At 46.1% G+C, this 17,154-nt stretch carries 10 protein-coding genes and 1 pseudogene; 3 read left to right on the top strand and 8 right to left on the bottom strand.

Translation table 11 applies throughout. The annotated features are described in order from the left end of the window. Positions 1-17 precede the first annotated feature (17 nt). Complete coding sequence (locus tag BWI93_RS07285; protein ID WP_094809656.1) at positions 18-446, bottom strand: OB-fold nucleic acid binding domain-containing protein; 429 nt, start codon at positions 444-446, stop codon at positions 18-20. 399 nt (positions 447-845) lie between these two features. On the opposite strand from BWI93_RS07285, the gene BWI93_RS07275 reads away from it, so the two are divergent. Then, positions 846-1,628: an acyl-CoA desaturase gene (locus BWI93_RS07275; RefSeq protein ID WP_094809651.1), complete on the top strand. Its 783-nt coding sequence runs from the start codon at positions 846-848 to the stop codon at positions 1,626-1,628. A gap of 529 nt (positions 1,629-2,157) precedes the next feature. Here BWI93_RS07275 and BWI93_RS07270 read toward each other — a convergent pair. From BWI93_RS07270 to BWI93_RS07260, 3 genes are all read right to left on the bottom strand, one after another. Then, positions 2,158-3,075 (bottom strand): DUF808 domain-containing protein, encoded by a 918-nt coding sequence (locus BWI93_RS07270; protein WP_094809649.1) that lies wholly within the window; start codon positions 3,073-3,075, stop codon positions 2,158-2,160. Positions 3,076-3,395: 320 nt separating this feature from the next. Continuing rightward, positions 3,396-4,112 (bottom strand): DUF92 domain-containing protein, encoded by a 717-nt coding sequence (locus tag BWI93_RS07265; protein ID WP_217902244.1) that lies wholly within the window; start codon positions 4,110-4,112, stop codon positions 3,396-3,398. Positions 4,113-4,658: 546 nt separating this feature from the next. Then, a complete protein-coding gene (locus tag BWI93_RS07260; RefSeq protein WP_094809644.1) occupies positions 4,659-7,091 on the bottom strand; it encodes a TonB-dependent receptor in 2,433 nt (810 codons plus the stop codon). A gap of 342 nt (positions 7,092-7,433) precedes the next feature. On the opposite strand from BWI93_RS07260, the gene BWI93_RS07255 reads away from it, so the two are divergent. Beyond that, positions 7,434-8,534, top strand: a complete 1,101-nt coding sequence (locus BWI93_RS07255; RefSeq protein ID WP_094809642.1) for a DNA alkylation repair protein — start codon at positions 7,434-7,436, stop codon at positions 8,532-8,534. A gap of 159 nt (positions 8,535-8,693) precedes the next feature. Here BWI93_RS07255 and BWI93_RS07250 read toward each other — a convergent pair whose 3' ends face one another. From BWI93_RS07250 to BWI93_RS07240, 3 genes are all read right to left on the bottom strand, one after another. Further along, positions 8,694-9,686, bottom strand: a complete 993-nt coding sequence (locus BWI93_RS07250) for a replication initiation protein (RefSeq protein WP_094809640.1) — start codon at positions 9,684-9,686, stop codon at positions 8,694-8,696. Between the two features lie 726 nt (positions 9,687-10,412). Beyond that, positions 10,413-11,279: a hypothetical protein gene (locus tag BWI93_RS07245; protein ID WP_094809638.1), complete on the bottom strand. Its 867-nt coding sequence runs from the start codon at positions 11,277-11,279 to the stop codon at positions 10,413-10,415. Positions 11,280-11,284: 5 nt separating this feature from the next. Next, positions 11,285-12,238 carry a ParA family protein gene (locus BWI93_RS07240; RefSeq protein ID WP_094809636.1) on the bottom strand — a complete coding sequence of 318 codons (954 nt, stop codon included), beginning with the start codon at positions 12,236-12,238 and terminating at the stop codon, positions 11,285-11,287. Between the two features lie 1,051 nt (positions 12,239-13,289). Between BWI93_RS07240 and BWI93_RS07235 the strand changes: the two are divergent. Next, positions 13,290-14,521, top strand: a pseudogene (locus BWI93_RS07235) (PQQ-dependent sugar dehydrogenase). A gap of 269 nt (positions 14,522-14,790) precedes the next feature. Here the strand turns inward: BWI93_RS07235 and BWI93_RS07230 are convergent. Next, entirely contained in the window at positions 14,791-16,896 is a 2,106-nt protein-coding gene (locus BWI93_RS07230) for an alpha-glucuronidase family glycosyl hydrolase (protein WP_094809634.1), read from the bottom strand. Between the last annotated feature and the right edge of the window lie 258 nt (positions 16,897-17,154).

Raw genomic sequence — 17,154 nt, 5'->3', positions numbered from 1 at the left:
GGGTAGACCATCCACACCTAAAAAACAACAGCATCAGCTTTACTGATTTCGACGTGCAAACTCTTTTTGCACTTGAATTGAGTTTGCCTCTCACCCGCGACGGCTTTTCCGGTCACAGTCACGGCTCGTCCCTTGACTACGCGGTGATGAAGGCTTTGAAGATCTTCTGCGGAAGCTCCTTCCACATATACTTCAATGAACCCTTTTTCGTCGCGGAGCCAGAATTTGCCACCGTTCTGGGTTTCCGTAAGAACAGGCTGGTCAATCCGCCCACGGACCTGAACCATCTGACCTTCCCAGGCTTTAGCCTGGTCACACGCCCCATTACTTTTGGCGTTCAGCTCGGAGGGAGTATAGAGCTTCGTAGGATTAATCGTATCATCATCACCGCCCGGTTTCTGACAGGCTCCGATCACTACTGCTAACGTACAGATAATCTTTTTCATGAAGGTAGAGAATACCGCCGCTAATTACTCACGCTCTGCTGAAGAACCTATGGACCTGGATAAAGCATTTGTTAAGTTATCGGATACTAGCAGCAGAAGACAAGTTTTCGTACTCGTCAGGCTAGGTCATGCGGTTCTATCGTTCAATAGAATTCAGGCCATTGCACCCGGCGGGTAAATCACTGGCGATATTTCATTCAAAACACCGGTATACAACGAAGAAAAAGCTGCGAATTACTACGTCCAACCCCTTTCAAACACTACCTGGTTTTCATTCGGCCCGTTCCTTCGTTCGGTGAATGAGCAAAGATATTCGGCCACTCGGTCGCTTTATTCAACCATTCGTCGGGGGGGTACTGGTTTTCGTAGCAGGGGCTGGAATCTTTGTTCAAAAAAGTTATGGCTGCTCTACTGATTTTCTTTGCCGTGCACTGGTACGGAGCCTTGTTCTTCCAAACCGTTTTTCTGCATCGATATGCCTCTCATCAGGCCTTTAAAATGTCAAAAACCTGGGAACGGGTATTTTTTATCGGAACCTTTATCTTCCAGGGATCGAACTACCTAAGTGCTTATGCCTACGGCGTTATGCACCGCATGCACCATGCCTATGCCGATACGGAAAACGACCCGCATTCACCAAGCTTCAGTACGGGCATTTTTGATATGATGCTGAAAACATATCGGTTCTATTCGGCTATCCGTACGCGTAGCATGGAAGTAGACCCTAAATTCACGGCGGGTGTGCCCGACTGGAGATCGTTTGATGACTTCGCTTCGCATCGTTACACCCGTCTGGCCTGGGGAACGCTGTATACGCTCTTTTACATCTATTTTGCTCCGAGTTGGGGCTGGTTTTTACTGTTGCCGGTCCATTTCCTCATGTCGCCCATTCACGGAGCGATTATCAACTGGTTTGCCCATAAAATTGGTTATACCACGTTCAAGGTCAACGATACGTCTCGCAACCTCATGCCCGTTGATTTTCTGATGATGGGTGAAGGATTCCATAATAATCACCACACCTACGGGAATCGTCCTAATTTCGCCTACAAGTGGTTTGAAATTGATCCTTCTTATCAGATTATGAAACTCCTTAATGCTGTGGGCATCATCCAGTTACCCCAGGAAAAAGGACGCACGCAGAAATTCATGAAGAAGAAACAGCTGGCGAAAGCTTCGTAAGGAATGTTTATTACGCCACAGGGGCAGGAATGATTGATCATTCCTGCCCCTGTGGTTTGCGATACTTATGAAACTCTGGTGTACATCCCGTTTGCCTTACGCTTTCAAAGTTTAGTTCAGTACCCCATCAATACCTAATTGAGTTAATTTCAGCGTCTATTCGTTATTGCTGTATACTTACCCTGAAGACGCGTATTTGCTTTCGATTACATACGTAAATCGTCACAGATTCAGTATTCATAACGTACACTAGTATACGCTTTAAAGCATCATTGAAAACTATGCTCTGCGTCGTTGGCTATACGAAAGGTGCTCCAGATGACGTATCTGATGCTTTTTTAATGGCCGAATTAACTAATCTAATTTCGTCCCGATACAACGGTTGTTCCTCCAGTCCGTATGGATTCCAGGCAGCAACTTCCTCAAATCAGTAACTGTCAGCTGTGGTCAGAAGCTCAAAATCCCGCCCGCCTACCAGCCAGCCCGAAAGTTCATCACTTTCGGGCTGTATAAGGAAGTCTTAGAATCCTTACTTACGAATCTTACGAACCAGCGTTACGATTTTTTCAATAATCGCTCCGATAACCAAACCACCCAGGGCACTAGCTACCACTTTCGCCACCCAGGCTAATGCCGGTACGTCAGCCAGTGCGTGCTCAATAGCCTCCAGACCATGATGCAATACGGGGATGCCGTGCGAAATGATCTCCGCACCCACCCACAACATGGCCGCAGTACCAACGTATCCCAGAACGGTTAGAAAACGGGGCATAAAGCGAACCAGCCCCACGCCTATCTTACGAATCGCAGGAGGTCGGTTTTCGCGAGCCAGGTATACGCCCAGGTCATCTGCTTTAACCAGTAAGGCTACGAATCCGTATACGGCTACGGTAATGAAAATTGCTACGGAAAACATAACCGCAATCTGCGTCACCAGGGGCTGATCGGATACGGTTCCATACGTAATAGCAACGATTTCTGATGACAGGATAAAGTCGGTTTGTACGGCCCCCTTGATTCGGGTTTTCTCCAGTTCTTCGGGCGTAATGACGTTGAGTTCATCCTCCGAATCCCCGTGTGCATTGCCATGCGAGCTAAACATACTATGCACCTTCTCGTAGCCCTCAAAACACAGATACGCTCCGCCCAACATCAGAATGGGCGTAATGATCCAGGGAGCAAAGAAACCCAGCAACAGGGCTACCGGCGTAAGGATGAGCACCTTATTAATTAATGATTTTTTGGCGATCTGATAAATGATCGACACTTCACGGGAGGGATCTAGTCCTACCACGTATTTGGGGGTCACGGCGGTATCGTCAATGACGACACCCGAAACTTTCCCCGTACTTTTAGCGACTTGAGTAGGAACGTCGTCTAAGCTGGCGGCACTGGCTTTCACCAGGGCGGCAACGTCATCTAAAAGGGCTAGCAATCCAGTTGCCATTAGTGATGGTTTAAGGGTGATGAATTTTCCGGCTTCGTTCAGGAGATCTTGTTGACTCGCGTCTCTGTACTCTTTTGATGGTTTTACTGCTTCCGCTTAAAAGAATGAGCCTGTTTCAAAAACGCCCCTCTTTCCACAAAATGAGCCGCAGCTTGTCTGCTGAATTACCGAAAGATTCGGGGCGAAGATACAGGGTAAGTCGTATACTTATCTTGCCTTATGGGCCATACGGCTACTTTTCGTGAAGATCCGGGGGAATTTATGGTCCAGTGGTAAGTGACGGTACTTAGCTCCGTAAAGACGCTGGAATAGAGCCTACGCTAAACCAGAAGCAGATATAGGGCTCCGGCAATCAAGGCAGCAATGAGCGTATTTAAAAAATTTACAGCATCGTTGGAGAGATAGGCTTTTCGCTCCCAGGCGGCTCCCAGCACCGAATCCGCCAGATTGCCCAGTATACCCGCTCCCCAGACGACTACCGCCAGCGGGCTCCAGCCCTGTCCTATGATGTACAGAGCCGTTATGATGGAACTCCCTCCGATGCCTGCCAGTGTGCCTTCCAGGCTTATGACGCCATCCAGTCCCCGGGTATCGGGTTTTAAGGTAAGAATATTGTAATAGCTTCGACCATATATATTACCGAGTTCAGAAGCAAAGGTATCCGCCGTAGCCGAGGCAAAACTGGCGGCCAGCATGAGTTGAAAGAGTTCCGTCCGGGCGGGATAGGCCCAACTCAACAGGCCCATGAGACCAGCTACTCCACCGTTGGCCAGGGCCTGACTGGCTTTCCGTCGCCCCTTATTTGCTTCCGCCAATCCCAGGGCGGCTTTATCAGAAAACCGGAATGAGCTTACCAGCGATCCCAGTACGAAAAAAGCTCCCAGCATACTCAGCCCCATCAAACCGGCTCCCGAATAAATGGCCCCGCCCAGTATGCCCCCGGTCAAAGCCCCAAGAATCGTTAATTTGCCGGCTTTGACGCTCAGCCACATACCCACAACTAAAAAACCGGCTACGGTCCAGGCTTGTATACTCACGCTTGAAGGATGATTAGTTCATACAGGATCTCAGCTTCTGGAATGGTAGACCACCCCTGGAGCTGAGCTGCAAATTGGCATCCTTGCTTCGAAAAATCAAATGGCCCCTGATTTCTTCTGGAAAATCAGTTACCACCTTCAACTGTAAGCTCCCTATTAAAATGGATGGTACTTAACAAAACAGGCCTGCTTGATCGAAGCCATTTCATTCGTACAGCAGATAAATAAAAAGAAGCTATTGACTATTAATGGATTGCCTAAGCTTACTGGATTTCATCATTAACAAAATCAACTCTCCTACCCTTTACTTCACCAGGCTGACTTGTGCATTACAGGCAGTTCCGTAAGAGTTCTGAGAAGAATAGCTTCTAATACACCTTAAAAATATACTTACAACCTAACGGCATATATAAGTACTTAAACTATGAATAAATAGTTAAATTTCCAGAGTATGTATGGCTGTACGTACTCTGGAAATGCTTTGTAAAATTTTTATATTGTTCACACGTAAATCAAGAGCCTTTCCTAGAAGAGTTTGATCGTTAATCAACGCCCTCCGGCATCGTCATTACGAATTTTACGACCTTGTTTGCCTACGGCAGTCATCTGACCAAACCGCCATTCAAAGGCTAGTCGGGCCGAACGGTTCACAAAAAAGGATTGTGACGTTGATACAAACGTGGGTGAAATCTGCCGATACGTTTGCCGCATTCCCTGATTGAAAGGATTATTTACTCCCAGCGTTAAGCTGGCTTTTTTCTCCCAGAATTCCCGTTTGAGAGCGAAGCCGTACCAAAAAAAGCTCGAACCGGTTCCCTGAATATTGATCCAGCCCGAATTAAAATTACCGTTGGCCTGAAAGGTATAATTCTTAGGTAATTTATACGTACTATTAACATTGATATTCACTACCGTGCCGGAATTACCCTGTTGAAGACTGGGGCTGTACAAATCGACGTATCGCAGGTCTGTTCCTCCGTTTAACGTCCAACTCTTATTGACTTGTCCCGACAAGTTTACGTTTAATCCCAAGGACTTTCGCTGGGCAATATTTTCGGGTTTACTCACTGAAATGCCCATATCATCCACCCTTCGAATGTACTCAATGGCATTGTTTGTCAGCCGTCCGTACAGGGCTGAATTGATCGATAAACCTGATGAGGTTGTTTTGCTGTGACCTAATTCAACGCCGTGGTTGAGTTCGGGTTGCAAATACGGATTACCTGTTTGCAGGTTTCTCGGGTCACTGGAATTAACCCAGGGATTCAGATTCCAAAGCTGCGGACGTTGAATGCGTTGCGTATAACTGGCCTTAAACGTGTGCGTACGGAAGGTTTTTGAAACGGTAAAGCTTGGAATCAGATTTGTATACGCATTGGCTATGCTCGTCTTTGTACTTAAAAAATCACCTAAGATGGCAGTATGCTCTAGTCGTGTACCCAGGTTAAAACTTAGCTTGGACTTGGTTTCTGCCCGCACTGCCAAATAACCCGCGTAGACGCGTTGCAGATAGGTAAAATCATTGGATTGACTCAGATCCACTTCCCAGGGCGACTGTTCATCTGCCGACTGCTCAACGCGAAATTCACTACCAATATTTCGTTGAATGGCTCTTACCCCGACTTCCAGTTTCAAATCAAACGTATCCCGCCGGGTATGTACCTGAAACGGTTGCGTATAATCGGCCTGTAACGTGTATTCTTTGTTACGGCTATAGTTGGTACTCCGTTCCCGTGATAGCAGTTGCTCTTCCAGCGAATAGCGGTCCGTATCGTAGAAATAATTGTCGGGCATACGGCTAAATTGCGTTAGCAGGGAGAATTCCTGATTTGGCTTGCGAAAGGTTTTGGTATAACCAAGGTCGAACTGACTGTTCCCGTACGGATTCCGCATCCGAATGTCATTGCGAAAGGCTTGCAAGGGTTGACCGCCTCCGTCGCTAAGCTGATTGATGACCTGACTAGTATTGGGATAATAACCACCCCAGCCATTGGCCGAAAAATTGATATGCTGAGTCGAATCCGGATCATAATCCAGACTTAATTCGCCGTTTCCTCCCGTACCCGTGTTGTCGGCTCGGCTGCTTTGTCGAAGGATATTTAACGGATTCCCATCGGCTAAGGTAGTACGTACCAGCTCGGCTTCCCGGATATTGCGGAACTGGTATCCATTAGCCGACAACGAAAAGCCGATTTTGGGTGTCTTAAGGGACAATTTTCCATTGACGCTGCGGTTCAGGGTTCCCATGGAAGCCATAACCGAACCATTGAATCCCTGCAGAGCTTTTTTGGTAATGATGTTAATTACTCCGGCCGCTCCTTCTGCGTCGTATTTGGCACCGGGACTGGTAATCACCTCTACGGAACGAATGTTATCAGCGGGCATCTGGCGGAGGGCATCGGCCAGGTTACGGGCCATCATAGCCGAAGGTTTGCCGTTGATTAGTACACGAATGTTGCTGTTACCCCGCATTTGCACGGTACCGTCCAGATCCACACTGAGCGAAGGTACTTTACGCAGTACGTCAGCTGCGGAGCCCCCAGCGTTGGAAATGTCTTTTTCGGCATTATAGACCAATCGATCTCCTTTATCCTCAATTAAGGCTTTCTGAGCCGATACGGTTACCTCATTGAGCGTTCGATTTTCCGGAATTAAGTTTAGACTAGCACCTGTTAAATGCGGGTGCTGGGCGGTTAGGCGAATCGACTGACTGTGTTTACGATAGCCGACGGATGTCACTGTGAGCGTATACGTACCCAAGGGGACATTGGTAATCTTGAAAGTCCCCACTCCATCCGTAGTGGTACCGCTGATCAAGCGGGATTGCTCATACAGAGCGATGTTCGCAAAGGGAATGGCTTGCCGCGTCGTGGAATCCAGGAGCGTACCGCTCAACGTACCGGGGTGGCTGTGGCTGGATTGGGACAAAGCTTGCCCCAGCCATAGAGCCAGTGTGGCTATGGTTAAAACGTATTTCATAGGAGGAGGGTGTGAAGGTGATCGTACCAGGATTGGCCTGGATCTTTGGAAATGATTGGTTGATTTCAGGCTAAAGAGCCGGAAAAAATGAAAATGTTGCAGGCTACTAAAAAAAGTTTAGCTCTTTTTTGAAGCTTTATTGCGGCAAGAAAAAACAAGTATTTGAATAGGTAAGGTAACTTCTCTCCAATTTTACGCATACACGTTGGTCGCCATACGTCATATCTGGGGATTAATCGTTAGTTTTCCAACGTGTCCTATACTCCTATGTACGACCACTTGCCTTTTGTTAATAGGTACAAGGCAACTCCCCTAGTCAACAAACCTATCCACGATTTACTGATGAGTTTAGTAAAAGATATTTACTCGCCTGAGTTCTTTGATCACTTTACGGAGCTTCTGCAGGAAACATTGCCTGACTTTACGAAAGAGCTCTTCTTACAACGCATTTTCACTCCTGCGTTCGCCGCTATGGCCTGGAAAGAACGGATGCAGCATACGAGCCACGTATTGCATGAATTCTTACCCGAAAACTTCGAAACAGCGGCTCCTTATCTACTAACCATCGTAGAAAAATTACTGAAGCAGCAAACTAGCGGGGATAGTCTGGTGTATATCTTTCTTCCCGAGTATATTGCTACTTACGGGCTTTCCGACTTTCCTACCTCTGTAGCCTTGTTTGAACGAACAACGCAGCTAATCAGTGCTGAATTTGCCGTGCGTCCTTTCCTTTTGACGTACCCAGAAGCCATGATTCAGCAAATGTTTCGCTGGTCGCAGCATCCTTCGCCACAGGTTCGGCGACTGGCTAGCGAGGGCAGTCGTCCGCGTTTACCCTGGGGGATTGGTATTCCGGCCCTTAAAAAAGACCCCTCGCCTACGCTACCGATCCTGGAAAACCTGAAAAACGATTCTTCTGATTCGGTTCGTCGCAGTGTAGCGAATCATCTCAACGACATCGCCAAAGATCACCCGGAAGTGGTTATGCAAGTAGCCCGTCAGTGGGCGGGCCATAGTTCTCAAACCGATGCACTGATTAAACACGCCTGTCGTACGCTTTTGAAACGGGGTTATCCGGAAGCATTAGCCTATTATGGACTGCAAAGTGAAGATTTGACTTTAACGGATGTGCAACTTTTAACAAAAGAAGTGCGTATGGGTGAATCACTAACCTTTTCATTCGTATTGACGAATCAAAAAACACGACCTCATACGGTGCGATTGGAATACGGCATTTATTTCCGTAAAGCAAATGGACAGTTGAGTCGTAAAGTATTTAAAATTAGTGAACGCTTGTATCCTGCGAACGAATCGAGTACCGTAATACGACGTCATGCGTTCCGACCTATCACCACGCGAATATACTATGCCGGGGAGCACCAGCTTTCGATCATCGTCAATGGGGAAGAAAAATGTACACTGCCTTTTACACTATTCCTTTAGTACAGGCTTACCGGGCAGACGAGTTAAATTCTATTTACATAAAGCGAATGAAAGTTACGAAGATGGCTTAAGCCTCAAGTAGTACACGAGTATTTCTCTATAAAAAACTGTGCCTGAGTAAATTACTTACATACCTCTTCGTCCTGCGATTCACTTTCATCAAGGCTTTTTGGACTTAGTCCGAACCTCACCTTTCTGCGTTTTGTACCCGAGGACGGTAGCCATGTACTGAGTTTTGGAAGTCTTTACCACAATCTTTCCATTTTCAATCTCAGAATTGACTTTGACAAACTTCTCAAGCTTTTCCGGGAAAGAAAGAATTTCTTCGATCTGCTGCTGGGTAAACGTGTATTGCGTTTCGAGAAGGTTGCGGGCTACGAGGTACTTGTTGGTTTCCGAAGCCTGGTAAAAACTGTCCATCTCCTCTTCAACGGCCTCGGTAGCTACATCCATGAATGATTTGATGGTGAATTCCAGTTCGAGAATTTTCTTACGGTCTTTCTTACTGGGAACGTATTCGAAGATGATATTGGCCTTGTTGAACAATTCGGCCTGTGCTACTTTCAGTGCCCAGCGTTGAATTTCCTTGAAATTGTAGCTATCGGGGCAATTGAGCATGAATTTGAGTTTGTCTACGGAATACGTAAACACGCGTTGTCCGCGGTTGTAGTACATCATCATTAACTCATAAATTCGCTGGGAATACACCGACTCCAGCGAAAGCATCACGTCAATACTGTATTTGGTGTATCGACTACCTAATTCAATGAATTGCGGCACTACGTTTGCCAGCATGGTAATCTCAAGCAAATTTCGACCGTCTTCATTAACCGTCCGTACCAACGGAAAAGGGACCAGCGAGGCAAAACTGGGAGCTTTGGGATTGGAGAAGTCTTCGTACAGAATCTTTTTATCCGTTAGTGATTTAGCCGCCTGATACAGCTTTCGGTAGTTATTGGACTTGGCTAATTCCGTAATGGGAATCGTAAAACGTAAGTTTTGCCCTTCCTGGTAATCTTTGACATTACGAATTTGATTGATAATCATAACCACAATCCGCTTCTCCAATTCCGAGAATTGTTGCTTTGATTCCGTAATGAAATTAGGCTGAAAGTTATTAAGGCGTTTCTGAAAACTTACCGAATTATCCATAGGTTATTCCCTCTCAGACGGAAAAGTACGGATTAAAAGTGAGACCTCTCCTTTTTTTCTCACTTTTAATTGCAAGAATTTATTTCGCGTCATACACTTAGGTAGAGGTTTGTATGACAAGGACTTAGATTAATGTGGTAAAATTTACCACATTAATAAGGGGTTCTATGCTGGAATCATTTATTTGCTTCTGTAGAGTAGTACAGGCTTCATTCCGAGCGATAGGAAGTTCTAGTTAACTCGAATCGTTTTCAAAATGTTTATCCTAATCAAATCTGGAATCTTGATCGCAAAAGAAGGAATAAGTAAGAGACATGGTCCGAATGCTTTCATCCTTGCAGTTCAAACGGTCGCTAACCTTACTATTTTGATTGAACAGAAGCAGGTTCTTTCCAGCTACGGATCTCACCTATCTATAGAACGGCTCAAATAGTGTCAGTTTATTAACAGACTGAATGTCGGGAATAATAGAAAGCTTAGTTTTTACCACTCGACTACTAATGTGGTAAATTTTACCACATTAGTGAGAATCTCAAAAGGTGAGGTTTGGACGAAGGCTTTTTTCGAAGTGCTGACTCTGGACTTTAAGTCAGATATAGACAAAAAATAATGTGGTAAAATCTACCACATTACGTAACTAGGTTCGCCCATAAAATGACTTGAGTTGAATGCTTTATCAGCGTTCTTCAATGAATCAAATATTCTAAAATTGAAATGTGGTAGATTTTACCACATTTCAATTTTAAAGTTTTCCAGCAGCGATTGAGCCAGATCGATGATTTCCTGATAGGTTGCTTTACTAGAACCTGTTTCTAATTGCTCGACTAGGTGCTTAAGTCGAACCAATTCATTCTGCGGTTGCGAAGCCTTTACGGGCTTTTTCTTCTTACTGAGTACCTGCTGTAGCTCTTCTATAGAAGCAATGGGCTGATCAGACGCTGGCGTATCAGCTAGTTTGACAATATCTCCCTTGTTTACCTTTGACTTCCGTGAAAGAATTTCCTTTTTCAGGTCCGTCGAAGTTTTATCCAATCCTTTGGCAAATTCAGCATCCGTTCGAATGGTTTTGGGACTGACGTTGAACTGCTCCGCTAGAATTTCTTCCGTGCGTTTTCCAGCGGTTTCTCCCACGGGACGACCGCTGTCTTTCTTGAGGGACAGGTATTTTTGTCCGCGTAAGTACGAGGTTTGCTCGGGTGTCAGGTTCCGGCGGCCGAGCTGATTGTCGATCATGTAGGCTCGAACTTCCTCTAGCCCAGGGAATTCTTTGAGAAGAATCCGGAAATTAATACCATGGTTGCTACAGATTCGATAGCGGTTGTGACCATCCACGAGTACAAATAAAGAATGAGTATCATCCGTATTCCGAACGCTACTGGCGGGAGTTTCCCAAACCAGTAAGGGTTCTCGACAACCTTCCCGTAAAATATTAGCTTCAAGTTGCTTGTATTCATCGTCTAGCAGGGGCGGAATTAGTGTTTCCAGTTCAGGAATGATTGTGATCTGGTTTTTGATTAACTCCTGCTGAACCAGCGACCCACTGTCTTTTTTGATGAGATCCTTTGTACCGAATTGATTGACAATTTTCTTCATACGGATTATTTCGTTACGGGCGTGAGAAGTTCCTGGGCTAACTGTTTGTAATCCTGAGCACCGGGAGAGCCGGCAGCGTAGCGGAAAATATCAACCTGTGCGTACTGAGATTCTTTCAAAGCTGCGTTCAGACGAATTTCAGTATCAAATACGCGAAAATCCTGTAAATCCTGCCGAATGGTTTGGATAAGTTCCTTGTGAAGGACAAGACGACGGTCTACGCGGGTGAAAAGAATACCTTCAATACTCAAAAACTCGTTGAAGAACTGACGAATTTCATTAATTAATTCAAAAAGGTTGTTGATTCCTTTGATGGCCGACGTTTCGGGTTCCAGCGTGACCAGAGCAGCGTTGGAGGCAATCAGGGCTGAATTCGTAAATACGTTCAACGCAGGCGGGCAATCAATGAGAATATAGTCATATTGTGGGAGTACAGCATTTAAGGCCGTACGCAGGCGTAGAGCACCGCTAGGAGAGTGCGTAAGTTCACGTTCGTATTTAGCTAGCTCCAGACTACTGGGAACCAGATCAAAATTAGGAACGATGGGAACAATAGGTAAGGATTTGCCCTGCAAGAGAGCTTCGTAAAGCTGCACTTCCGGATTATCAAGTCCTAGACTTTGAGAAAGGTTACCTTGGGAATCAATGTCAATAACCAGTACCCGATAACCTGCCAGTACCAGAGCACTCCCCAAATTAATGGTAGTGGTCGTTTTACCAACGCCGCCTTTGTGATTGACAATACTGATCACCCGAGCTTTCCGATCCCTAAACTCTTCGAGGCCATATTGTAGCAAAACGGGTTCCAGAGCTTTGAGGTGTTTTTGATTCAGCGTACGCTGACCCGCTAATGCCTTGGGTAAAGTACTAACGGGAAGGCCAGCTTCTTTTTCAATGACTGACATGGATAGGGCCGTTTTCTTCTTGAAAAAGTGAAGGACCTCGTCGTGTGATAACATGGGTAAGGAGGTTTGTCAAAATTAAAAGACAATACTAAGCTTTTTATTTCCATGTGTCATTGTAATTGGACGGAATTTTAAAAAAGCATTGCTAGCTAAAAACTAATTTTTTAGTTGTCGGTCTTCTTTTTTTGTGTCGTATGGTGAGAAAAGGAGAGATGATCCACTTTAAATGATACGATCAGTCTTTGATATATTCTTATTATCAAATATTTCTGATTGATTTTAGACTTCATAAGTATCTGTTATACAGAAAGTTATGAGCCAAAAAGTGAGGTTTGGACTAAGTAAAGGTGAGTGATGGACTAATTCAGGGTTTATAAAAGTGAGGGATGGACTAGGTATAAAGTGAGGCTTGGACTAAAGTGAAGTATTTAAAAGTGAGGTTTAGACTAAGATAAAGGTGAGGTTTGGACTAGCAACATTTTATCTTATTTTTAAAGATTTGTCGCCTTTTTCGGACACAGGTAGAACCCTATTCTCTCATAAAGGTGAGTTTTGGACTAAGACTTTTGCATCTAAAACAGAAAACCTTATCCCTTAATAAGCCCAACACCTGACCAGTACAGCGACTTAAAAACGCCCGGAAGTATTCCGAAAAATGAAATCTTCGAAAGGTGAGTTTTAGACTAAACTTTTAAAAATGTGCGTTCACCCAGGCAATGTCTAGTAGTCAGCGACTTAACGAGTAGACAAGTGAAAAGTACTGCTTTTGTAGTACTCTGAACAGAAAATGAGCAGGGAAAACGGAAAGATGAGGTTTGGAGAGGGGGTCGTTTATCAATATACCCTATCCCTTTTCGAGTAATAAATAGACAGGTTTGGTAATGACCCTGTCAAAATCAGATCCATTTTAGAAGACAGAATTTTAATAAGAATGTTTTGCCTCTGCTTCATCGTTAGCGTACGTACAGAATCCGCTTTGATAAATTTTCAAGTCAATCCATCCCGTGAAGGTTAGATTTCAGGATCTTCCTACCATTTTTGTAGACAGAACGTGTCGGAAGCTCATCCTTCAAATTCCATTACACCCGTAGAACAACATAAACCAATGACTAAACCTTTTCTGGCTCTTATTGCTGGTGCAGGGGTGACTCTAGCCGCCTGCTCGCAAAGCAATAGTAAAAATGCGGAGACCGCAACGGCCGATAGTACCCTGGCTCCGGTTGAAACCAATGCTCCCAACTCCGATTACAAACCAGCTTTCCCGGGTCAGACGCGAATCGCCGGTGTTAAATCAAAAACCGCTTACGAAGGCAAAGTACTTGCGGAAGGACTTAAAATCCCTGGGGAGTTACCAGTTTGCCCGATGGCCGTTTGCTGATCACCGAAAAAGGAGGTACGATGCGAATTGCCAAACTTAGTGGTGAATTGAGTGCACCCATTACGGGTATTCCAACCGTCAATTCGGATGGCCAGGGTGGCTTACTGGGTGTACGGGTAGACCCTGCCTTTGAGCAAAACCGGATGGTATACTGGGTGTTTTCGGAAAAACTACCCGAAGGAAACCTAACGGCAGTAGCTAAAGGAAAGCTTTCCGCTGACGAAAAGAAAATTGAAGGTGCAACCGTCATTTACCGGGCTACACCAGCGTACAAAGGGGACTTACACTACGGCGGCCGCATTTTATTCGACAAACAGGAAAACCTGATTATCAGTACGGGCGAACGTTCGGATACCATTACCCGGCCGCAGGCTCAGCAGCTTAATTCAAGCCTCGGTAAAATCATTCGGATTACAAAAGAAGGAAAAGCCGTGGCAGGAAATCCTTTCGAAGGGAAAGCTGGAGCCAAACCAGAATTGTATTCCTACGGTCACCGAAATGTACAGGGTTTGGCATTTCACCCCGTTACGGGCGATCTGTGGGAGGATGAATTCGGACCCCGGGGTGGCGATGAAGTAAACCGGATTGAACCGGGTAAAAACTACGGCTGGCCTACCATCACCTACGGTATTGAATACAGCGGTAAAAAAGTAGGAGCGGCCATTCAGCAGAAGGAAGGACTGGAACAGCCCGTGTACTACTGGGATCCGGTGGTATCTCCCAGCGGTATGACGTTCTACAACAGTGACAGTATTCCCGAATGGAAAAACAACCTGTTCATCGGGGGACTGAGTAGCACGCACATTGTCCGACTAGTGATTGAAGACAATAAAGTGGTAGGTGAAGAACGCCTGCTGGATAAAGAAGGTCAACGTTTCCGTGACGTAACCCAGGGCAAAGATGGAGCCTTGTACGCGATCACTGATCAGGGAAGACTTTACCGGATTTATAAAAAGTAAACCCTAGTAACCCGGATCCGCTGATGAAGTAGGTCCGGGTTCTTTTTTTATGTATTCATTCCTGGAATTCTGTTCCCATCGAAAAATCGCCGTTGATGTCATGGTAAAGGCCTGTTTCCTGGAATAAAATCATAAAAAATAAGCTCTGAGATTTCGATACAATGCTTTAGTTCGAGGGAACGGATGCGTATCGAAATCTCAAAGCCTTTAAAAGAGCGTAAAACGTCGAATTACGTACTTCTTTGAACCGGTTTCAACGAAGGAATTTTTTACCGTAGCAAATAAACGTTTACCGATTCCTTCACGTCTACTAAGGTCCGTTTGGGTTTTTGAAATGGAGCCGGAATAGGACGCCGGGCGTATTCCTGTAAATAAAGTACCCAAGCATCCCGCCACCAGATGGCCTCCTCATATTGCGTACGAAGCCGCCCTGCGACGTCGGCATGCAAGACAGGGTCAACGGCTGGTTTAACCTGAGCCCATTCCCGCTGCAACCATTGTACGGAATCCGCACCCGTATAGAAATGTGTACAAAGTTCATCCCAGAGGGTGCGACCCGAGGAGAGGGGTTTATCCCAGGGAACATGATGAAACCAGAGCAAGTAGGGGAGAGGACAGGTTTCTGCATTCGCCCAGCCTTTTTGAACCTCGGGGTGATATTGGGAAAGTGCATTACTACCCCTAGCGGTGCGGTCAAAACCCAGGCCTAGGGAATCTGCCCGGTGGTAATAAACGGCAGTCCAGTCCGGACGGGGACTTTTGTTTTGCCAGGGTTCGGGAGCAAAGTGTACTCCTGCCCAGGGCCGGGAAAGGCCCATCGGCGTGTTGTAATTGACGTAAATATCCCGCGAACGGAGCAGCATATGACGAATCGGGCGGACGGCTACGGGTTCATGGGTCAGCGTCATCCTAATCCATTCGTCAGCGATTTGCTCTGAAGTTAGGGAATGGTCCCAGGCCAGTCTTCCAAAGGCATACCAGTTTGCCTGAGCCAGCGGATGACCCGTCCAGTTGCGATCCGAGCCCGTATTAGCTACGCCCGCCATCAGCGTTCGTTCATACCCGTGTAAGCTGCCATCAATTACTTTGGCTACCGTCGATCCTTTCCCTGAAACGTAGGTATCAGCGTCCAAGCACTCTTTAAACAGGGGAGCTTCGTACACCAGATGGGTAGCAAAACCCAGGTATTCTTGCGTAAGTTGAAACTCCATGCCCAGGGGCGTATGGGGCATCCGACCAAAGATGGGTGAAAAAGGTTCGCGGGGCTGAAAATCAATCGGACCGTTTTTTACCTGTACGATCACCTTGGAGCCAAATTTGCCATCAAACGGTACAAACTCTTCGAACGCAGCCTTGAAGCGATCGGCGTTGGGGTCGGCTTTGTACACGAAAGCTCGCCAGATGACTACACCCGGGTACGGTTTCATGGCTTCATCCAGCATATTGGCTCCATCTGCGTGCGTACGACCATAATCCTGCGGACCGGGCTCGCCTTCCGAATTGGCTTTCACCAGAAAACCACCAAAATCTGGAATGGTCTGGTAAATTTCTTTCACCTTGTTAGCCCACCACTGGCGAACCTGCGGATCCAGAGGATCCGACGTCTTTAAACCGCCGAGTATTTTGGGGGCTGCAAAGTTCACCGATAGATAGACCTTGATACCATAAGGTCGGAATACGTCGGCCAGAGCGGCTACCTTTTTCAGATATTCGCCCGTCAGCAGGCGAGGACTCGCATTGACATTATTAAGCACCGTTCCATTAATGCCTATGGAAGCATTCGCCCGGGCGTAATCGCGGTACCGTGGACTGATGGTTTCTGGTAATTCATACCATTTCCACATCGATTCCCCCGCATAGCCCCGCTCAATGGTTGCGTTGGGATTGTCCCAGTGATTAAGCATCCGAAATTTTACTTTCGGACGGCTAACAACAACCAGTGAATCCAGGGGCCGATTCACCTGTAACTGACGCAGCAGGGCAAAGACACCGTATAAGACACCCGCATCTGTTTGGCTGACAATCTGAAGGTTACCCTGCCGTTTAACAATACGGTAGCCTTCAGCAGTAAGATCCTTCACATCCGCACCCATCGGCGTAATCCGTAGCAGGATTCCGCCAGTCCGATTGCCAGAAGCCTGTACGGACGGTATGGATTGTCCCAATAGTCCCTTCAAACCTTGCCGTAATTCGTCCGTTGCCGTATTCAGGATGGGAGATGAACCTTCCGTTGCGATGAACTGCATGGATCGGGTGTAAGACGTCCGGAGGGAAGCATTTGAAATCCGGTCGTATTTGAGCCAGAGTTGGTACCCATCGTCGCCTTTAGCCAAAGGAGCCAATAGCAGCAGGTACAGGAATAATAATCGCTTCATTAAAAGAACAGAGAGTTATACGTGTGTTATACAAACGAATGAAGGCTTAAGAGCAACCGGATTATCGCTTCGCAGAATAAACGTCAGTGACCAGGCGTATATCTGTTTTACCGGGTTTGGCAGTTCATCATCCGCAAAGCGACCCTGAAACTCTTTTACCTGTATCTATAGTAAATAGGGGGATAAAAACGGGGCGTAAATTTTACGTGTAAAAATGACACTTATTTTGAAAAGCACAACGAACTACTCGTACTTTTT

Origin of the sequence: Siphonobacter sp. BAB-5385 (genome assembly GCF_002261125.1) — a bacterium.
In the GTDB taxonomy this organism is placed as follows: Bacteria; Bacteroidota; Bacteroidia; order Cytophagales; family Spirosomataceae; genus Siphonobacter.
This window is presented reverse-complemented; position numbering and strand designations above follow the sequence as displayed.